General features: G+C 43.9%; 17 protein-coding genes, 2 tRNA genes and 1 pseudogene. 8 read left to right on the top strand and 12 right to left on the bottom strand.

Annotated features, from left to right (window positions below):
* Positions 1 to 28 precede the first annotated feature (28 nt).
* The 3 genes from AAIR98_RS03630 to AAIR98_RS03620 all read right to left on the bottom strand — a co-directional run bounded on the left by AAIR98_RS03630 (position 29) and on the right by AAIR98_RS03620 (position 1,331).
* Complete coding sequence (locus AAIR98_RS03630) at positions 29 to 613, bottom strand: GNAT family N-acetyltransferase (protein ID WP_423970891.1); 585 nt, start codon at positions 611 to 613, stop codon at positions 29 to 31.
* A gap of 270 nt (positions 614 to 883) precedes the next feature.
* Positions 884 to 955: transfer RNA gene (locus AAIR98_RS03625), tRNA-Glu, on the bottom strand.
* A 304-nt stretch (positions 956 to 1,259) separates the two neighbouring features.
* Positions 1,260 to 1,331 (bottom strand) — tRNA-Lys (locus tag AAIR98_RS03620).
* A gap of 243 nt (positions 1,332 to 1,574) precedes the next feature.
* Here AAIR98_RS03620 and AAIR98_RS03615 point away from each other — a divergent pair.
* The 4 genes and pseudogenes from AAIR98_RS03615 (at position 1,575) to AAIR98_RS03600 (ending at position 5,127) form a co-directional block, all read left to right on the top strand.
* The gene (locus AAIR98_RS03615) at positions 1,575 to 2,411 is read left to right on the top strand and encodes a transglutaminase family protein (RefSeq protein WP_423970890.1); all 837 of its coding nucleotides are present in this window, start codon (positions 1,575 to 1,577) and stop codon (positions 2,409 to 2,411) included.
* Between the two features lie 11 nt (positions 2,412 to 2,422).
* Positions 2,423 to 2,854 (top strand): NfeD family protein, encoded by a 432-nt coding sequence (locus AAIR98_RS03610; RefSeq protein WP_423970889.1) that lies wholly within the window; start codon positions 2,423 to 2,425, stop codon positions 2,852 to 2,854.
* A 12-nt stretch (positions 2,855 to 2,866) separates the two neighbouring features.
* Positions 2,867 to 3,855 (top strand): annotated as a pseudogene (locus AAIR98_RS03605) (SPFH domain-containing protein).
* 93 nt (positions 3,856 to 3,948) lie between these two features.
* Positions 3,949 to 5,127, top strand: a complete 1,179-nt coding sequence (locus AAIR98_RS03600) for an NHL domain-containing protein (RefSeq protein WP_423970888.1) — start codon at positions 3,949 to 3,951, stop codon at positions 5,125 to 5,127.
* An 8-nt stretch (positions 5,128 to 5,135) separates the two neighbouring features.
* On the opposite strand, the gene era is transcribed toward AAIR98_RS03600, so the two are convergent.
* The 7 genes from era to AAIR98_RS03565 form a co-directional block, all read right to left on the bottom strand.
* Positions 5,136 to 6,035, bottom strand: coding sequence for a GTPase Era (gene era / locus AAIR98_RS03595; protein ID WP_423970887.1), 900 nt, complete (start codon positions 6,033 to 6,035; stop codon positions 5,136 to 5,138).
* Between the two features lie 77 nt (positions 6,036 to 6,112).
* Positions 6,113 to 7,186, bottom strand: a complete 1,074-nt coding sequence (locus tag AAIR98_RS03590) for a glycosyltransferase family 9 protein (RefSeq protein WP_423970886.1) — start codon at positions 7,184 to 7,186, stop codon at positions 6,113 to 6,115.
* A gap of 151 nt (positions 7,187 to 7,337) precedes the next feature.
* Entirely contained in the window at positions 7,338 to 7,724 is a 387-nt protein-coding gene (locus tag AAIR98_RS03585; protein WP_423970885.1) for a hypothetical protein, read from the bottom strand.
* A gap of 79 nt (positions 7,725 to 7,803) precedes the next feature.
* Positions 7,804 to 8,415: an SGNH/GDSL hydrolase family protein gene (locus tag AAIR98_RS03580; protein WP_423970884.1), complete on the bottom strand. Its 612-nt coding sequence runs from the start codon at positions 8,413 to 8,415 to the stop codon at positions 7,804 to 7,806.
* A gap of 662 nt (positions 8,416 to 9,077) precedes the next feature.
* Entirely contained in the window at positions 9,078 to 9,506 is a 429-nt protein-coding gene (locus AAIR98_RS03575) for a PPC domain-containing DNA-binding protein (RefSeq protein ID WP_423970883.1), read from the bottom strand.
* Positions 9,507 to 9,548: 42 nt separating this feature from the next.
* Positions 9,549 to 11,879: a transketolase family protein gene (locus AAIR98_RS03570; protein ID WP_423970882.1), complete on the bottom strand. Its 2,331-nt coding sequence runs from the start codon at positions 11,877 to 11,879 to the stop codon at positions 9,549 to 9,551.
* Between the two features lie 20 nt (positions 11,880 to 11,899).
* Positions 11,900 to 12,955: a M42 family metallopeptidase gene (locus tag AAIR98_RS03565; protein WP_423970881.1), complete on the bottom strand. Its 1,056-nt coding sequence runs from the start codon at positions 12,953 to 12,955 to the stop codon at positions 11,900 to 11,902.
* Positions 12,956 to 13,031: 76 nt separating this feature from the next.
* Between AAIR98_RS03565 and AAIR98_RS03560 the strand changes: the two genes are divergently transcribed.
* Positions 13,032 to 14,009 (top strand): class II fructose-bisphosphate aldolase, encoded by a 978-nt coding sequence (locus AAIR98_RS03560; RefSeq protein ID WP_423970880.1) that lies wholly within the window; start codon positions 13,032 to 13,034, stop codon positions 14,007 to 14,009.
* Between the two features lie 724 nt (positions 14,010 to 14,733).
* Here AAIR98_RS03560 and AAIR98_RS03555 read toward each other — a convergent pair.
* On the bottom strand, positions 14,734 to 16,524 hold the full coding sequence (locus AAIR98_RS03555; RefSeq protein ID WP_423970879.1) for a sulfatase-like hydrolase/transferase: 1,791 nt from the start codon (positions 16,522 to 16,524) through the stop codon (positions 14,734 to 14,736).
* Positions 16,525 to 16,602: 78 nt separating this feature from the next.
* Here AAIR98_RS03555 and AAIR98_RS03550 point away from each other — a divergent pair, with 78 nt between their 5' ends.
* Genes AAIR98_RS03550 through AAIR98_RS03540 form a run of 3 tightly spaced genes read left to right on the top strand, consistent with a single transcriptional unit; the run spans position 16,603 to position 18,754 of the window.
* A complete protein-coding gene (locus AAIR98_RS03550) occupies positions 16,603 to 17,964 on the top strand; it encodes a BamA/TamA family outer membrane protein (protein ID WP_423970878.1) in 1,362 nt (453 codons plus the stop codon).
* Between the two features lie 40 nt (positions 17,965 to 18,004).
* Entirely contained in the window at positions 18,005 to 18,256 is a 252-nt protein-coding gene (locus AAIR98_RS03545; protein ID WP_423970877.1) for a hypothetical protein, read from the top strand.
* 21 nt (positions 18,257 to 18,277) lie between these two features.
* On the top strand, positions 18,278 to 18,754 hold the full coding sequence (locus AAIR98_RS03540; protein WP_423970876.1) for a type IV pilin protein: 477 nt from the start codon (positions 18,278 to 18,280) through the stop codon (positions 18,752 to 18,754).
* Positions 18,755 to 18,949: 195 nt separating this feature from the next.
* On the opposite strand, the gene rplT is transcribed toward AAIR98_RS03540, so the two are convergent.
* Complete coding sequence (gene rplT / locus AAIR98_RS03535) at positions 18,950 to 19,303, bottom strand: 50S ribosomal protein L20 (RefSeq protein WP_423970875.1); 354 nt, start codon at positions 19,301 to 19,303, stop codon at positions 18,950 to 18,952.
* Positions 19,304 to 19,319 lie beyond the last annotated feature (16 nt).

The following is a 19,319-nucleotide window of genomic DNA, read 5'->3' as shown; positions in this document are numbered from 1 at the left end:
AAGACACGGTATTAAAAAATATTTATTTTTATAAATATTTCCTATAAACAACAACAAACCCATTTGTGTTATCACAAAGCGTAAAGCCGTTTTTTTCATACATAGCCGTAGGGCCTGTGTATGCTTTATTTTTGTCATGGACAAACGGGTAGGCCTCAACATAATCATAGCCGTCAGCCGCCGCGTCTGCGCATACTTTTTCTAAAATGCGAGTCGCTATACCTTTGCCCTGCATAGCGGGAGTTATGCAAAAACATGTTATAGATTTTATCTTTTTCCCCTTTTCAGATTCTTCCCAAGGCAAAGTAAAAAATACGCTGTCGTAAACCTGTTTGTCATTGACGTTGCACCAGCCTATAACCTTACCCTCATAATACGCCAGGTACCCCTGCATTATTCCTTTTTTTATAAATTCTTGCGAGAGATTGCGGTTGCGCTTTGCGCCATCGGCGGAGTATTCCCATTCCTTTTCGTTTTGCAACTCCGCGCCCCAGTGCGACGCCATACAATAACACCCCGTCCACTCGTTATTACCGTGGAAGGCGGTATTGTCAAAAAAATACAGCCAATCATCAAGCAAATCCGCGCTTAACTTTTTAATTTCAATATTCATTGTGTCCCCCGCCATAACTATATAACGGAATTATAACAAAAAGACTTTCCAATCACATTGGAAAGTCTTTAAAATGGCGCCCCCTAGGAGAGGCACCTTTGCCAAGGCAAAGGCGCAAAATCTAAATTACGCTTTGCGTAAAAACGACAGATTTTGCTCTTATTAATGCCGCTTCCTCGCTACCGCTCGTTGCGCGGCGGGAGAGTTCAACACAAACCTAAAAGGCTAAAATAAAAAGACCCGGACATAAAGTCCAGGTCATTATATTTTCGCCCCCTAGGAGAGTCGAACTCCTCTTTTCGGATTGAAAATCCGACGTCCTAACCGATAGACGAAGGGGGCTTAAAACTATTACTTATATTATATCAAATTTTGTCTGCCCAAAAAGCTTTTAACAACTATTAAAGCCTAATGTCTTTTTCTTTGGAGTTTGAGTGGAGTTTGCGTTTTTTGCGCAGTGAGGTATATCTGTAAGGAACGCGCGAAGCGCGGCCATATCCGAACGAAGCAAAAAACGTAAAATCCGCCAAAGACCGAAGAACAAAGCGTGGCAAACCTGCCGCGCGTATTAATAAGGAGGATTTTGAAAAGTTGTTATTTTGATGAAATCAAAATATTCAAAATCCACTTTTTGCGAAGCAAAAAGTGCGCCCTGTGAGACTCGAACTCACGGCCCCCCGCTTAAAAGGCGGATGCTCTACCACTGAGCTAAGGGCGCTTAAACCAAAATTATTGTCAAAAAAATATCAGGGGATACATTAACTCAGGCATCCCTGACATAAATATTTTAGCAAAAAGTTTTTTGTGTGTCTACTTTTTTATTTTTTTAAGACGGTAGTTTTTTGCCGTTGCTTAAAACAAAAGTAAATACCTTAGCGCAAAAATATCTTAATTTCTATTAATATTATAAGAAATTAATAACTTCATTGCAAATGATTGTATTATTTTATATTGTTTTAATATGTACGAAAGCCAAATTAAAGCGCTTATTAATTTAATCAAATCAGAAGACGGTGATAACGCAGAAGTTCTTAAACGTGAACTTGCGGGTATCATCGGGCGCAGCCCCGCTACGTTTAAGCATGTTCTAAGGGCGGATTTTAAGGACGGCACGCCTGATTTTGTACGCGGCGTTCTTGAAAACATGGCTTTTAACAGGCTTAAAAACAGTTTTAAATCTTTCGCCGGTAAAATTAACCCGGATTTGCAGGAAGCGCTGGAGCTTTGCTCAAAGATTGTAAACCCGCTTTCTAACCCGGCCAATATAATGGCGCATATTGATGATATTGTGGCAAAATTACGCCCGTTTATTATCAACTGCGCCGACGGGTACGACGCGGCCGAGGCCATGCAAATATTATTTTTTGACACATTTAAATTTAAAGTAGCCACCGCCAACCTGCGCCCGGACTATATGTCTTTTGAAAAATTTTTAAACGCGCGCGTAGGTTCCGGCCTGATGATGGCGGCCTTATACAGCGTTATAGGGCAACGTTTTAATATAGAGGTAGACATTGTAGATTTTGCCGGCCGTCTGCTGGTGCAGTTTAAAGACCCTGTGTCCGGCGCGCACTTTTTTATAGATACTTTTGACAAAGGCAAGCTTATAACGCTGCGTGAGTGTATGGAGTTTATTTCCGCGCGTAATATAGAGTGGAACGACAATTATTTGCGCCCCCTTTCCACACACGCAATTACGCGCCGCGCGCTTGCCAACTTAATTTTTGTTTACAGGAAAATTAAGGACGAAAAAAAGCTTTCTTATTTAAGAAATTACTTAAACTTAATTGAAATATAGGAGGTGCAGTTATGTCCATGCCCATATACTATTGGTGGATAATTATAGGTATCATTTTAATAATAGGCGAAATTTTTACCTTAGATTTCGCGCTTTCGTGCTTTGGCATAGCTTTTCTGGCTGCCGCGGTACCGGCGTATTTTGGCGCGTCATTTTTCTGGCAGGCTATTTGTTTTGCGGTGGTGGCGGTAACGCTGTTTTTTACCCTCAGGCCTTTTGCCTTAAAATACCTTAACAAAGGCGCAAAATTAAAAACAGGCGCGGACGCGCTTATAGACAGAAAAGGCGTAGTAACAGAGGAAATCAACGAAGCCGCCGGCACCGGCCGCGTACAGATTGACGGTGACTTTTGGAAAGCGGTTTCATCTGAAACAGTAGCCAAAGGCGCGGAAGTAAAGGTAGCAAAAATTGACGGTATAATTTTAACAGTAAATAAAATATAGGAGGGCACACTAATGGGTCTTATATATGTAGCAATATGTTTAATACTTCTTGTAATCTTCATGATTTCAAAGGGTATTAAAATTGTACGACAGGCGGAAGTTATGGTTATTGAACGCTTGGGTAAATATCACACTACGCTTACTTCAGGCGTAAACTTGATCATCCCTTTCTTTGATAATCCCAGAAAAATAGAATGGAAACGCAGCACGGAAATAGGCGGCAGGCAGGTGTCTTACATGGAAATGTTAGAACGCATTGACCTGCGTGAAACCGTGTATGACTTTCCGCGCCAAAGCGTTATCACCAGCGACAACGTCAGCATAGAAATTAACGCCTTAATTTATTTTCAGGTAATGGACCCGCTTAGAGTAACTTACGAGATTACCTCTCTGCCCGTAGCCATTGAAAAACTGACGCAGACAACACTGCGTAACGTTATAGGCGAGCTTTCTTTGGATGAAACCTTAACATCGCGCGAAACAATTAACTCTAAACTGCGCCATATCTTGGACGACGCGTCCAACAAATGGGGCGTAAAAGTTAACCGCGTTGAACTGCAGGATATTATCCCCCCAGGGAAATTAAAGAAGCCATGGAAAAGCAGATGAGAGCGGAACGCGACAAACGCGCCGCCATCTTAGAAGCCGAAGGTTTAAAGCAGGCGCAAATTTTAAAAGCGGAAGGTTTTAAAGAGTCCGAAATTAAACGTGCGGAAGGCTCACGCCAGGCGCAAATACTTGAGGCCGACGGCCAAGCGCAGGCCCGCGTAAAAGTAGCGGAAGGCGAAGCCACCGCCGTTAAAACCGTCAGCGATACAGTGGCCAACCACACTAACCCGGCAAACTACCTTATCAGCTTAAAATATATTGAGGCGTTGCAGACAATGACCTCAGGCAAAGACAATAAACTTGTTTACATGCCGTTTGAAGCCACAGGTATTTTGGGCGCGGTAGGCGCGGTAAAAGAACTTGTTTCAACACAAGGCGCAGCTAAAAAATAATTATTCAGTATAAACTAACCCGGGGCAAATGCCCCGGGTTTTTTATGTCTATTTTTGCTAGAATTTTTCTAACGTATATAAAAGAGGTTAGCAATGAGTAAAAAGCATATAATCTGGGCGGTAATTTTTTTAGTCATTTTCGCGGCGCTTAAAGTAAGCAGCTATTCGCCGCAAAATACGCCCTCTTTTATCCCGCCTGAAGATAAGCCCGAGCAAAGCACCTTACCCCAAACAATAGTAAGGCCCGGCATAATTAACACTGTGGCCGGCATAGGCAGCCCGGGTTTTAGCGGTGACGACGGCCTCTACGCCAACCAAGCCCAACTCAACTACCCATGCGCCGTTAAGGTGGACCATGCGGGCAATATAAACATTTTAGACTGCGGCAACAACCGCGTACGCAGGGTTTACCCGGACGGCACCATCACCACAATAGCGGGCAACGGTAAAAAAGATTTTTTTATGCAAAACATACAGGCGGAAAGATTTAGCTTTAAACAAGTTTCCGCCATAGTTGCCGATAACAATAATAATATTTACGTGGCTGATGAGGGTTATAACAGAATTTTTAAAATAGACCGCTCCCGCACGCTTACCGTATACGCCGGCAACGGCAAAGACGGCCGCGCGGGCGACGGCAAACAGGCCGCAAGCGCCGCCATAGGCGCACCCAGCGGGCTGGCTATAGATAACCAGGGCAACATTTATGTCTCCCAGCGTAAAGATCATGTGATAAGAAAAATTACCCTAAACGGCGTTATATCCACGCTGGCGGGAACGGGCGAACCGGGTTACAGCGGCGACGGCGGGCAAGCGGCACTGGCGCAGTTTAACGCCCCTGCCTGCATAGACATTACCACAACAGGCGTTTTGCTGGTGGCTGACCTGGGCAACCAAGCCATAAGAAGAATAAACAATGATAATACCATAACAACAATTTTAGATAATAAAAAAATGAAAGAAGCTTACGTAGGCGCAAACACGGGGGACATAGAACTACAGGGCATATACAACCTGGCGGCGGATAACAACGGTAACCTTTTAATATCCGACGCTTACTCTAACCGTATTTTTAAAATGTCGCCGGACGGTAAAGTAGCCACAATAGCAGGCAGCGGCACCGCCGGTTACAGCGGCGACGGCGGCAAAGCGCTTGCCGCTAAACTTAACGGCCCGCAGGGCATAAATGTGGATAGCAATGGTAATTTATTTATAGCGGACGCTAAAAATAATGTGGTAAGGCAGGTTTACTTTCCGCCTCAGCCTGAATAGTCCAAAATTTAGTCGGTGTAGCCGAATTTCTTTAACATCTTGCCGTTTTCACGCCAGCCTTCAGCCACGTCAACTTCAAGCTCCAGGCGGTATTTGCGGCCCAAAAATTCCTGTATTCTGGCTTGCGCGGCTTTTCTCAGTTCGCCGATAGCTTTGCCGCCTTTGCCTATTATAATGGGCTTTTGAGACTCGCGCTCAACATATATTTTGGCGTGTATAAAGTTTTTGTCGCCAAGGTCTTCTGTAAACTTTTCCACTTCAACGTATGTTGAATACGGCACTTCTTTATCATACAGCATAAAAATTTGCTCTCTAATAAACTCGGCCACGTAAAACCTTTCCCACCTGTCCGTCCACTGCCCCTCGGGAAAATATGGCGGGTTGTTGGGCAACAAATCTACTACGGTGTTTTTAAGCTCGGTTACGCCCTCGGCCTTTTTGGCCGAGATAAAAAATGTTTGCTTAACCGCGGGCAAATCTTTTTTTATTTTTTCTTCAAATTCCGCCAGCGCTTCTTTGGTTTGCGTGTCAATTTTGTTTATAACCAGGAGTATCGGGCACGCGGCGTCTTTAATTTTGTTTATTACTTTTGTGTGCAGCGAATAGTTTTGCGTAGGGTCAAAAACAAAGAGTATAATGTCGGCGTCTTCGTCCACAGCCTGCCTTAGCGCGTTAGACATAGTATGCTGTAATTTATATTTAGCCTCTAAAAATCCGGGGGTGTCCACAAAAATAATTTGGTAGTTTTCGCCCTCGCTAACGGCTAAAATATTTTGCCTGGTGGTTTGCGGTTTGGGCGATATAGCGGACAGCAGCCCGCCCGCAAACGCGTTAAGTAAAGTTGATTTCCCGGCATTGGGCAGCCCGGCCATTACGGCAAAGCCGCTTTTAAAGTTTGTTTCTTGCATTAAGCACGCTCTCTTTATTTTAATATTTTAAATTATAGCATTTACTAAAATAAAAACACTCGCTTTAAATGCTTTGCCTACCTTTCTTTTTCCGGCAAAGCCATATGCAAGGCCGCCTTAATTTCAGAGGAATTTACCATAATGCACGGCGCTGGCAAGGCATCATACTTACACTTCCAATCACATGTAAAACAAGGCATTTGTTTAGACAATGTAATACATTGCGGGCGGAACCAGCCGTTGTGCCCCCCGCCGTAAAACATAATAACCGCCTTGCCCATTATCCATGCAAGGTGCGTAAGGCCGGACTCGTTGCCCACAACCACTTGCGCGCCGCTTATTATAGAGATCATCTCCTTTAATGCAGTACGTCCTGTAAGATTTATTATATTTTCATCCTCTTCAATCTCTACTGAACGCACGGCGGTAACAACCAGAGAAAGATTGTTTTGCGCGGCAAAATTTTTAAGCACGGGTAAGGCCAAATGGGGCGGATATTCCCGCAAGGGCCCGCCAGCGTCGGCCAAATAAAGCAAATATTTTATTTCGGTAAGCGGAGTATATTTTTCAGCAGGAACATCAAGCTTGGGGATAATTTCTTCTTCTGTTACCGTTTTACCTGCAATGCCGGAAAGGTAGTGCGCCAAGTGGTCCAAAATACTGCGGCACAAAAGCTCGTTTATTTTATAGTCTAAAGATTTAACAATATTTGTAGCGGCTCTAAGACGCATTTTTTCTTTAAAGCTGTTATTGCGTTTGTAAGCCCAACGTACCCGCGCCCCGCAATTTGCCAGTATGTCTATATTAACAGAAGAATGCAAAATAGAACTTACCGCAACCGCAAAACCCATTTCTCTTATTTTATTTAGAAAATTTAGACGGTACCTTATAGTGTTGCGGTATAAATAGGGGTTTAGGCCTATTACCTGCGCCCCGGCTAAAACCGCGCCCACATCCCGCAACTCCTCACGTACAATAAGCCATACATCATAGTTATGCTTTTTTAAATAATTTATAAACCCTGCTATAACAACAACATCGCCTATATTATCATCCCAAATAATTAACATTTTATTTTTATTAACACAGGTATGTTTTTTCAAAAATAAGCCAAGCGGTATATGCATTTTTTGTTTAGATAAGCTTTTCATTGTTTTGTCCTAAAGTATCATAAAAGATACTTTTTGTAAGCATTTAATATATAAGAATTATACATTAAATGTCACATAAACGTAACACACAAAGACAAAACAAAGCAGAGGCGCCTTGCGTCTCTGCTAAAAACATAAATAATTTTTAATCTTAAATAAACATTTCAGGGAAGAATGACGGGATTATTATGGCAAATATAAATATATTAATAATAAGCGGCCCGGTAAAAATAATTAAATAAGTTTTAAAGCCAAGCTTTCTCTTTTCCCTTTGCCAAAAAAGATATACGGCCAGCATATGCGCGCCCGCTATAAGCGCCGCCGTCAAAATACCGGCAATAAGCAGACCTGCGTATGGCACCAGCTTGCTTGCCAGCGCGAATAGTATAAATGATGCTACAGCCAACGGCAGCGTCATAGCGGCGCTGCGGCTAATAATATCTTTGTGCCCCAGCAAACGGGCCACGGCGGGCGGCCAGGCAAACTGCACCCCCAGGTAAAGCCCCGCCAAAAGCAAAACTAAAAGTATAACAGCCATAATCCCCCCTTACAACAGTAACTACCCCTTACCATCATAATACAAAAATCACGGCCGCCAAACTCTGTTATTTAATCAATTAACGCCAAAGCTTTAGCTTATCCACCGTATAAAATATTCTTTGCGCGAACACGGCGTAGCCGGTGTCGTTGGGGTGCAGATAATCCGCCTTCAGGCTGTCATCGTCAAAAAAGCCGTCATATATACCTGGTACAAAAACGGAGTCTGTTTCTTTGGCTATTTTTTTGTAGGCGTCGTTATACTTACGCATAAACGGCGCGTCGCCAACAGCCACCACAACCGCTACCGCGCCGTGCTGCTGGGTGGCGGTGACCATGGTTCGAATTGCTTTTAGCGTTTCGTTAAACGGCACGCCTTGCAACACGTCATTGCCGCCAAACTCTATTATTACAATGTATGGGTTATGCTCAAAAACGCTGTCCAGCCTTTTTAATGCCTGGACGGCAGTCTCGCTGTTAACGCCAAGGTTAACTACGGGGGAATCTATTTTACCCGCTAAAACATCAGGGTAAGAATTACCCTCGGAGGAGCCTTTGCCGTAAGTCAAAGAGTCCCCGAAACACACCACGCTTGTCCCGCCGGGAACAACAACAGCGTTTTCTTTTTTAACGGCGGGCGCGGCGCAAGCGCACAGGCTTGCCGCAAACAACAAAACAATAATTTTTTTCATACCAATATTATAACATGTTTACTAGGAAATAGTTAACCATTCAATTATAATTAAATATGGGACAAGCTTTACAGCAGAAGTTTAAAGTATTAGAAAGCGTTTGTAAATGTATTACATACTGTCCCTACTTTAGCCACCCTCACCTGCTTTGCCACAGCAGCTACGCAGCAAACAGCGTGGCAAAACTTCCTCTCCCATCCAACAAGGGAGAGGATGGATTTATTGACACGCTCGGCAGGCTTACCTTTCTTTTCATCCAACAAGAGAGAGGAAATACGATAGGTGCCTTAGAGTGAATTTCACAGGATTTTTTTAAACCTGCTTAAAGGGGCCCCGAAGATTTGAGATTAGTTTTGATAGGCTGCGTACAGGGGCCCCAAGATTTTGGAGTGATTTTTCATTTTTATTTTGTTTGGCGCACTTGCGCGAGGAGCCGTAGGCGGACGGGGCGCGTCAAATAAAAAGAGAGCAAAGCCTTGCGAACGTATTAATAAGGTAATTTTAGACACGTTGTATTTTTGACAAAGTCAAAAAAGTCTAAAATTATTTTTTGCAAAGCAAAAAATGAAAAAGCGCCCAAAAGCTTGGGGAGCCCTTGTCTGAAAGACAAGGGCATAAAAAAGCGGCCCTCGAATTTTCGAGGGCCGCTTTTTTATATTTGTTTACACCCAAAGTTGTAATTTGGTTACTTTGTCTTCTTTTCTTACCTTTGGTTCGCCTACAAGTTCTTGTATAAACATTTCGGCGGTAAAGATTTTGGTACCTATGGTAAGGCGGCCGCCTTTAAGGTTGCCGGCTTTATCAGATAAAAGCATGTTAGCGTTGATAAACGGTCTGTTATCTTTAATACTGACGTTGCCTACCAAAGAAATAATTTCGCACGGTTCGCTTACGGTTACTTTGTCGTATTTCTTTTTGGCTTGGTCATAGTGGCTGAGCGTAGCGTTTTCTACCGCGCCCACGCCGTTTATAACACCGCATTTTATTTGATTATCATGGCAAAAAGAAGTAATAGAGTCTAATAAATCTTTTCCTTTAGGTAACCTGAAAATATATGTTCTGCCTGTTAAATATGGTTTTTCTTCAGCCATTTCACACCTCTCACTTACTGTTGTTTTTATTCTTAAAATGTCCTATTTTATCTCACTTATGTAAGATAGTATAGCAGATATTTGGCCCTCTGCGTCAAGCCCCGCCTCTTTATAAAGCGTAGCGGGTTTGCCGCTGCCAAGGTACTTGCCGTTTTTGTGCGGCCAAATAGCGTGCTTTTTGCCAATATCAGAGCAAAGCAGATCAGCAATAGTCGGCAAAGTAAAGTCTGTTATCGCCATGGCGCGCTGCCTAATGGCAAAAGGTAAAATTTCCTCTTTTTTAGCGTCGTCAAGCAAATCAAAAAGCTCGCGGCTGGTAACATAGTATACGTTTACCTTAAGGCCTTTTTCTTGCAGCTTAGGCAGTACGCCTTCTACAAAAATTCTTGCTACGCCGGAACCTTGTATAATAATGTCACCGTCAGACTTTTTGCCGTCGCCATACAATTTATAAATACCCTGCACCGCCGATTCAGCGGGGCCAAAGTTAAGCGCGGCGCGGTCTATAAACTTGTCGCTGGGCCTTATAACAAACGGCGCCAATACCGCCGGGCGTTTGTTAAGGGCGTAGGTAACCAGCGGCCAAACCTCGTCCACTTCAAAAGGCGTCAGGCATATGGCCAACCCTTTTGGGAAGTTTTGCTGTAAAAGCTGCAGAGACTGCGGGTCAGCATGTGTAGGCCCGTCCTCACCTGTAGGTACACCGGCGTGGCCGTTAAACATGATGACTGTATTAAGCGGTTCGCCAAAAGCGTCGTGTTTAGATTCCTGCCCAATAGCGTGTAAGCGCATGGCCACATGGCCAAAGCTGGCAAACGCCGCGTAGGAAGCGGCCAAACCCAAGTGCGAACCATAGGCGGAAATACCCGTGGCTACGGCGTTAAGCGCGTCCTCGCAAATACCGCCGTCCGCTACCGTTCTGCTTTCGGGGTTAGAAACTTTGCTGTAAAAACCAGCCGGGAAAGGTTTGGACACGTTGCCCGCGTTGGTTGAGCCGTACAAATCGGCCGAGCCTACCAAAATTGTGCCGCCGGTATCTTTGTTAAGGTAGCCAAGCACATCGCCAAGCGCCCCCCTTAATGTATAGCCTTTGCCGGGCTCAAACACAAATTCTTTAGGCGGGGCTTTGTAATCGTACTTATAAATTTTTTCAACATTGCCAAGCCACGGGCTGGCAACGGGGTTTTTAAGTTTTAATCTCTCGGCGCCGTCAGCCACTTTAGCGGAAATAAACTCGGCCACGTCCGGGTGCGCTTTAAGCGCGGCGCGGAAAGCTTCTAAGCAGTTCCAAAAACAGTCTTCCACGCCCTGCGCGTTTTGCTCACCGCAGAAATGCGGCATTTTAACGCCAAAAACAGTTTCAAATTCCTGCAATGTATGGTAAAACTCAGGCGAGCAAAACTTGTGGCCCGATCCGTGCGAGCTTTTACCCTCCAACCCGTACTTCCACCCTTTTACAGTGCGGTATACGATGGCGGTAGGCTGGCCGTTTTTAATGTTAAAGGCCAGTTTTTGCGCTGCGTAAATTTGCTCGTAATTATGCCCCTCGGGCACAAAAACAACGTTCCAGTCGTTTATATAAAAAAGTTCAACAGGCGTCCACTGTACATAGTCGCCTGGCTTGCTGCCGTCTGAGGTTACGTTGTTGGAATCTATAGAAGCCTGGTTCCAGTCAAGGTGGACAACCACGTTATCCAAATTAGCCGTGGCCGCCATGGCAATAGCTTCACTGCATCTGCCCGCCGTCAAGCCTCCTTCCCCCTCAACTATATGTACCATAGGGGTATTTTTGTGGTAAGCGTCCGCCGCGCCAAAGCCCATACCTATAGCGCTGCCCATGCCCACGCCGCTTGCGCCGGTGCTGGTTTTAACAAACGGTACCAAAGGTTCCGGGTGGCCGCCAAGCGGTTTGGAGTTAAACTGTTTAAAATATTTTGTAGGTGTTATTTTGTTACGCCTAAAGCCAAGCAGGTCTTCTAACCTCATTTGGTCTTTAATTTCTTTAGCTAAAAGTTTGGGGTTGGACTGAGCAACGCACTCATTGCGTAACGCCCACATGGCGTAAAGGCCAAGCGCCTTGTGCCCGGCGGCGTAGGAAATTATATCAGCCTTATTATCATGTGGCTGAGAGAGAGTGTAGGCAAGTTCATTATATATAAGGTTTTGCACAAACCTGCCTGATGATATACTGCCCCCCGGGTGACCCGAGAGCGGTGCGAAGTTATATAAAATAGCGCAAAGGCTGCGGTACATGACATCAAACTTTTCAAAATTAGCTTTTTCTTCTTTGGGCATTTGGTAGGTTGCCGTTACGTCACCGCTGCCCGCGTTAAAGTACTTGCCTCTTTTTTTGCCTAAAATTAGATTTTCCATTTAATGTCCTCTCAATTTAATTAAAAATCAAAGCTGTGTTTGCAGCATTCCTCAATAAACGCTACCGTAAGGTCTATGGCCGCGTCAATGTCCGCCTTTGAGGAGGTTTCTATACTGGAATGAATGTAGCGGGCCGGCAGTGAAAGTATGCCCGTGGGTACGCCGCTTTTGGTTTTATGTATGGCGCCCGCGTCGTTGCCGCCCTTGGCGGAAATTTTAAACTGGTGCCTGATATCCCTTTTTTTAGCTAAGGCCGTAAGCGTTTTAACTATTTGCGGGTTGGCGATTGTAGAAGAGTCTATAATAGTAATAGCTACGCCTTTACCAACCTGGCAGTTAAATTCCTGCGGGGGTGTGGCGGGCAGGTCATTGGCGGCGGTAGCGTCTACCACCAGGCCGATGTCAGGGTCTATACCATAGGTGGATGTTACCGCCCCTCTGAGGCCCACCTCTTCCTGCACGTTAATAGCGGCGTAAATATCGCAGTCAAATTTTTTAACCCTGTTAAGCGCTTCATATAATATGTAAACACCTACACGGTCGTCTATGGACTTGGAGTTTATAAAGCCATCGCCAAACTCTACGGCGGCGCGCTCTAATGATACCGTGTCGCCGACTGATACCAAGGCGCGGGCCTTATCGGCCGGCATGCCTATATCTATAAAAAGGTTTTTAAGGCTGATAGCTTTGGCGGCTTCCCCGGCATCAAGCAAATGCACGGGCTTGGTGCCTATAACGCCCGTTACGGGGCCTTTAGCTGTGTGGACTGTCACCCTTTGGGCCATAAGCGTCCTGGGGTCTATGCCGCCTATTGTTATAAAGCGCAGGAACCCACCGTCGTCTATATGATTAACCATTAGGCCTATTTCGTCCATATGGGCGGCAAGGAGCAGTTTTCTTACGCCTTTGCCTTTTTTGTAAGCTATTATGCTGCCCATAGTGTCAACACGCACTTCGTCGGCGCATGTCTTGAAGAGTTTAAGAAGTTCAGCCCTGACAACTTCTTCCCTGCCTGAAACGCCCGGCAGTTCCGCTATTTTCTTAAATAATTTGAAGTCCATGCCTGATTCTATCATAAAAAACAAATATACACAAACCCTCGCAAATTGATAGAATGTAGGCAGATATAATATATAAATTGGAGGAGTTAAAATGACAGTTTCTTATAAAGAACTCGGTTTTGTAAACACAACCGAAATGTTCAAAGACGCTATGAAAGAAGGTTACGCTGTACCCGCCTACAACTTTAACAATATGGAACAGATACAGGCCATTATTACAGCCTGCGTAGAATCAGGTTCCCCGGTAATTTTACAGGTATCAAGCGGCGCGCGCAAATACGCCAACGCAACATTACTGCGCTGGATGGGCCGCGGCGCGGTGGAAATGATGAAAGATTTGGGTAAACCTGTGCCGGTAGCCTTACACTTAGACCACGGCGATTCCTTTGAACTGTGCAAAGACTGCATTGATTCCGGCTTTTCCTCAGTCATGATTGACGGTTCACACTTACCTTACGAAGAAAACGTAGCCGTAACCAAAAAAGTAGTAGACTACGCGCACGAACACGGCGTAACCGTAGAGGGTGAGCTTGGCGTTTTAGCAGGTATTGAAGACGAAGTTTCAGCCGAACACCACACATATACAGACCCTGAACAGGTTGAAGACTTTGTAAAAAGAACAGGCGTTGACTCACTGGCCATCTCCATAGGCACAAGCCACGGCGCTTACAAGTTTAAAGTAAAACCGGGCGAATCTGTTCCCCCGCTGCGCTTTGACATTCTTGACGAAGTTTCCAAAAGACTTCCCGGCTTCCCGATAGTTTTACACGGCGCTTCCAGCGTAGACCAGGCCGCGGTTGCCACAATTAACCAGTACGGCGGCAAGCTTGATAACGCCGTAGGCATACCTGAAGACCAGCTTAGAAAAGCCGCTAAATCAGCCGTATGCAAAATCAACGTAGACTCTGACGGCAGACTGGTAATGACAGCCGCTATCAGAAGAGTATTCGCCACCAAACCCGAAGAGTTTGACCCGCGCAAATACTTAGGCCCGGCCAGAACAGACCTCATTGCTATGTACAAAGAAAAAAATGAGAAAGTGCTTGGTTCCGCAGGCAGAGTAAAATAAGTTTAAACAAAAAGCCCCGCTATACGGCGGGGCGTATCAATAAGAAAAATTTTAAACAAGTAGTATTTTTGGCAAAGCCAAAAAGTTTAAAATTGCTTTTTAAGAAGTAAAAAGCCGCCCTTAAGGGCGGCTTTTTTTATTCCCGGCTTGTAAATAATATTCGTATATTCTTGAGTAACAACAAAAAGTTCCGCTCTTTGGGAGCGGGCTTCTTTTTGTACCGGCAAAAAGAAGCCAAAAACCTCGCCACACAAAGCCCGGCAAGGTGTTTTTAAGGGTTTTTGAATAACTCACAAAAAATTTTGCCGAAATAAAACAACTTATAAAATTTTTCATTCAAACAGAATTCAAAAAATACCCTTAAAACTTTATAATTTGCCGCTCCTAAAAGTGTGGCAGCCTGCAAAACGCACTAATTAGTATTCCCTCTCCCTTCTTTGATGGGAGAGGGGGCGAACAGAGTGAGCGGGGTGAGGGTGAATATGAGTGCTATATCTACTTGCAAAACTTCTGTTTAATTCTACGGCACATATTGTAAAAATATTAACCGGAGATATAAAAATAAACACAATTGCCCAAATAACAATCATATTCACCCTCACCTGCTTTTTTGCAGCCGCTATGCGGCAAACAACGCAAAAAAACTTCCGCTACATACTTGATATATGCATGCTACGCTATCCCCTAAGAGGGAGAGGAAATATTAATTGGAATAAGGAATTAATTACTTATAAAACTTTGACATTGTTTTTAGGGCCTCGCCTATGGCTTTGGGGTTAACCGTTCCGTCTATCTTCTTATAGTTATCATCATAAGAATCTAAAGAACCGTAATTATTAAGTACAGACACCTTGTCATCCACAACAATCGCCTTATTTGTATAACTTATAACTAAAGAATATCCCCTTGGAGTAGTGTCAAATAAATTCATACCTATACTATAGTCGCCCGCCGGGTTAGTACAGCCCAGCGCATCCTGCATAATAGTAGGCACTATGTCATAATGCGAAGTTCTGTAACTTACCTCGGCCCCTTTTTTGCCGGGCCAAAAAATGACAAGCGGCGTCTTGGTCTGATACTTGGTAAAGTTGCTGTTATGGCCCCAAAAACTGTTGCCCGTATCGTTAATTTCCTGCCCATGGTCGCCTGTTATAATAATAACTGTGTTTTTGTCTAAACCTTTAACCTCAAGCGCGGCAAAAAGCTCGCCCAGTTTACTGTCTATAAAGTGTACGGAATTTTTGTACCTATTCATATAAGGCGTTGGGTCAGTAGACGCGGTAAGAGTAAGGTAGTTTAAATCTTTAGACGGGATAAACTTTTCGGTAAAACCCGGCGGATAGGTAAAGCCGTGGGCGGAATCATAAAATAAAAAGCCAAAGAACGGTTTTTTACCGTCTCTATTTAAAATAAAGTTAGTAAAGTCACGCTGCATATCAATGTCTCTGTCGTACTTGTCAGGACCTTGTGATTCTATCCTTAAGTTTTTAATATCAGAGAATATATTTTTATGAAATTCCGGGCTGTTAAGCTTGCCGCTGGAATATATGGCCATGTCATAACCTTGTGCCATAAACTCAGTCATTAATACAGGCGGTTTATGTTCGGAGGTAAACTCGTTCCAGTAAGTTGACGGCAAAGCGTAAAAGAGTGAAAACACGCCCGCCTGCGTGGCGTTGCCGCCGCTTAAATTATTGGCAAAATATATGCCGTTATCTTTAACAAACCTGTTAAAGGTATTTGGCATTACACTCTCATTAAAAACGTCAAAACGTAATGAATCTACCAAAATTAAAAGCACATTTAAATTGCTAGTATTCTTGCAAGTCAGCGGCGCAAGCGGGTAGTTAAGCGTGCCAGACTCCTGCACAACATAAGGCCTGTCTTTAGGTTCTATACCCATTTTACGCAGTTTACTGTTAAGGCTGACGGGGTTGGCCCACGGCAAGTACGACACCTGGCCCGTAACCGACGGCACCGCCATAAACCTGCCCCAGGCAAAAATACCGTTAAATAAAAGTACGGCAAGTACAGTAAGCACGCTTACCGTGATAACAGCTTTCTTACCCCAGTTAATACGGTTTGCCAGCACAGTTAAACCAAACTGCCCGGCTACCAAGAGTAAACCAAATACGCCCATAACCGCGTACATACTGGCGGGAAATACAAAAATTTCCCCCCCGGCAGGGCCAAAGAAAAGCTCCAGCATAGCCATGCTTATATGAAAGCGGTATTGAGAGTAAACCGAAATATCGATAATGAAAAACAATGTAAACAGCGTGCCAAATATAACGCAAGCCGCGCGCGCGGCGCGCGGCCCAATAGCACGCGCCAAAAATGTAAGCGCCAACAACCCCGCCGCGAACATAGCCAAGTGGCCGGGTATGGCGGCCGCCATAAAAGCAAGACCCCAGAAATCAGCAAAAAAGCCGCTTGTAGTATAATACTTAAGGCTTAACAAGCACCATAAAATATAATTTAAAATTGTAAACCAAAAAATGTTTTTTAATCTCATATACATATATTTTATTAAATTAGAATTACCTTGTACAATTAAAAACCTACCGAGCGGTAAATTTTGTACAATATTTATATGAAGAAAATATTTATATTATTAACCCTGCTTTTGGCATCAACCGCGCTTAGCGCCCAGGATAAAAAGGATTATGACTTTTATTCCAAATTTAACGGTAAAACCGTTGAACGCATAAATATTACCACCACCCACATTAAACCAAACATTGTCAAAAACAAATTTTTAATGAAAGAGGGCGACACTTTTTACTACAACAACTTTAACTACGCCAGGCGCGCCCTGCACGACATGAAAGTGTTTAAAAAAGTTAACTGCGATATTAAGGAACTGGACAACGGCAACCTGGAGGTTAACATTAACGGAGAGGACGGGCACTATATATTCCCCATACTGCTGGCCATGGGCGGCAGCAAAACTACCGTGGCTGGCGGCCTGCTGGAGGCCAACACATTTAAACACGGCGAGCTTGCCATGCTGCTGGCGGCGGGTAATTCCGACGGATTTATGACTGTGGGTAATTTATCAATGTCAGACAATTCTTTTACCGTAATGTATAACAAATTTGATTATGACGAAAAACGTTATGACAACGGTTCTTACAACTCCTCGGGCCTGTTCAGCGCGGATGATGACGACGACGACAACCTGGTTAATGAATATAAAGTAAAAAGAGAAAAGCTGGTACTTATGTACGGTAAATCTTTTAAAGAAAGGTTTTCTTTCGGCATAGGCTACGCCTTTGATGACGTTAAGTACCGCAACCGCGCAAACACCACGGCATTACCGGGGGACGAAGGCTCGCACAATATTGTTTTTGCCGATATTAAGGCTTATAAAAATATAAAGCCGTCTAAAGGTATGGCGGGGGCGTTTGGCTCAATATTCGGCCTGGGCACCTCCAGCATAGAAGAAGAAATAGCGGATCTGCCTTACGTAAAACCCGGCTACTATGCGCAGTTGGAATACAAAAACGGCGGCTCGCACACAGGGGCGGACTACACGATATCGGGCCTGTCGGCCTCATTGCTTGGAAGTTTGGAACTTAAAAAAAGGCATATTTTATCGGCCAGTGTTAACGCGGCGCAAACATTTGAGGGCGGGTTTCATGATATGACAGCGTCTGAAGACCTTATGACCCGCGGCAAATACGGCAAAGAAATCAGGGGCGAAAAGGGCTGGGGCGCGGGAGCAAGCGCGGCACTATACTTAATGAGAAACAAAACAGGCGTAATGGTGCTGGAACCGTTTGTGGAAACATCCTACCTGTTTGACAACCACACCCGCTACAACCAAACCGGCGCGGGGGCTAACCTTACATTTATGTTCTGGCGTTTTCAGTTCCCGCTGGGCATTAACTATACAAAAAATACTGTTGACGGGGAGCACAACATTTCTTTCATGCTAGGCGGCGGTTTCTAGAACCGCAATAATTATGTATTATGTTTCTAACGGGGGTATTATGCATAAAGATATAATTATAAAGTTAGATAAAAACGAAGCGCTGGTGCTGCTGGAGTGGCTACGTAATACAACCGATGGCAACTCAATTAATTTAGAAGATAAGGCTGATAAAAAGGTAGTTTGGGCGCTTAAAGACAGCCTGGAAAAACAATTACCCCAAAAAGATGACGCCGGTTATGATATATTGGTAGGAAAAGCGCGTGAAGCCGTAAAAAATTTAGAAATTTATGAAGATGAAGTTTCACTTTAACTGGATTAAAAGGAGATTAATATGAAAAAAGGGTTTACTCTTATTGAAATGCTGGTAGTGGTTTTAATTATAGGCATACTTTCAGCCATTGCTTTGCCGCAATATACTAAAGCGGTTGACAGAGCAAGATTGTCAGAAGCCGTGATTAACGTAAAAAATATAACAGACGCTTTGCAGCTTAAACTGTTAGAAAACGGCTGGAACGTGCCATCTGCAATGAAGGCCCAAACAGACCTTAACATAGACCTTACAGGCGGCACATGGACAACAAACGGTAAAGAATACGAAACTAAATATTTTTACTACACAATAGGCTGTTCCGGCGGCAGCTGTGATGTTATGGTGGAGTCAGCCAAAGGTTATGAATTTATGTTTAAAGTGGTTATAACCAAAAAAGCCACAACTAAAACATGTACAACAGCTCTGACAGAAAGGGGCCAAAATATATGTAAACAACTTGAGTCACAAGGTTATACATACCAAGACGGCGACTATTAATTTAAAACACAAAAGCCCGCGTATAATGCGCGGGCTTTTTTATATTTCATAAAAATTACAACATTCCAAAATTATCTTATTAATACAGCCGTGTGGTTGCGCGGCTTTTTTAATTTAGCCCCAATAGTCTGGGGCGATAAAAAACTATTAAAAAACACCCCGGCAATTAATTGCCGGGGTGTTTTAAAGTGAGTCTTATGCTACGGCTTGTTTTGCTACGTCAACAAGTTTTTTGAATGACAACGGGTCATTGATAGCTAACTCAGACAACATTTTTCTGTTAAGTGTAATGTTGGCTTTGTTAAGACCGTTGATAAACTTGGAATAGCTAAGGCCGTCTTCACGCACAGCGGCGTTAATGCGCTGTATCCAGAGCTGCCTGTACTGTGTTTTTTTGTCTTTTCTGCCTGTGTAAGCGTGTACCAGTGATTTATCTACCTGTTGGGTAGCCATTCTTAAACGGCGTGATTTATCACCATAATAACCGCTGGCTCTTTTTAATACTTTTTTCTTTCTTGCATGTCTTGCGACGCTAAATTTGATTCTCATATAAATTTATCTCCAA

The organism is Elusimicrobium simillimum (assembly GCF_049639735.1).
GTDB classification, from domain to species: Bacteria; Elusimicrobiota; Elusimicrobia; order Elusimicrobiales; family Elusimicrobiaceae; genus Elusimicrobium; species Elusimicrobium simillimum.
This window is presented reverse-complemented; position numbering and strand designations above follow the sequence as displayed.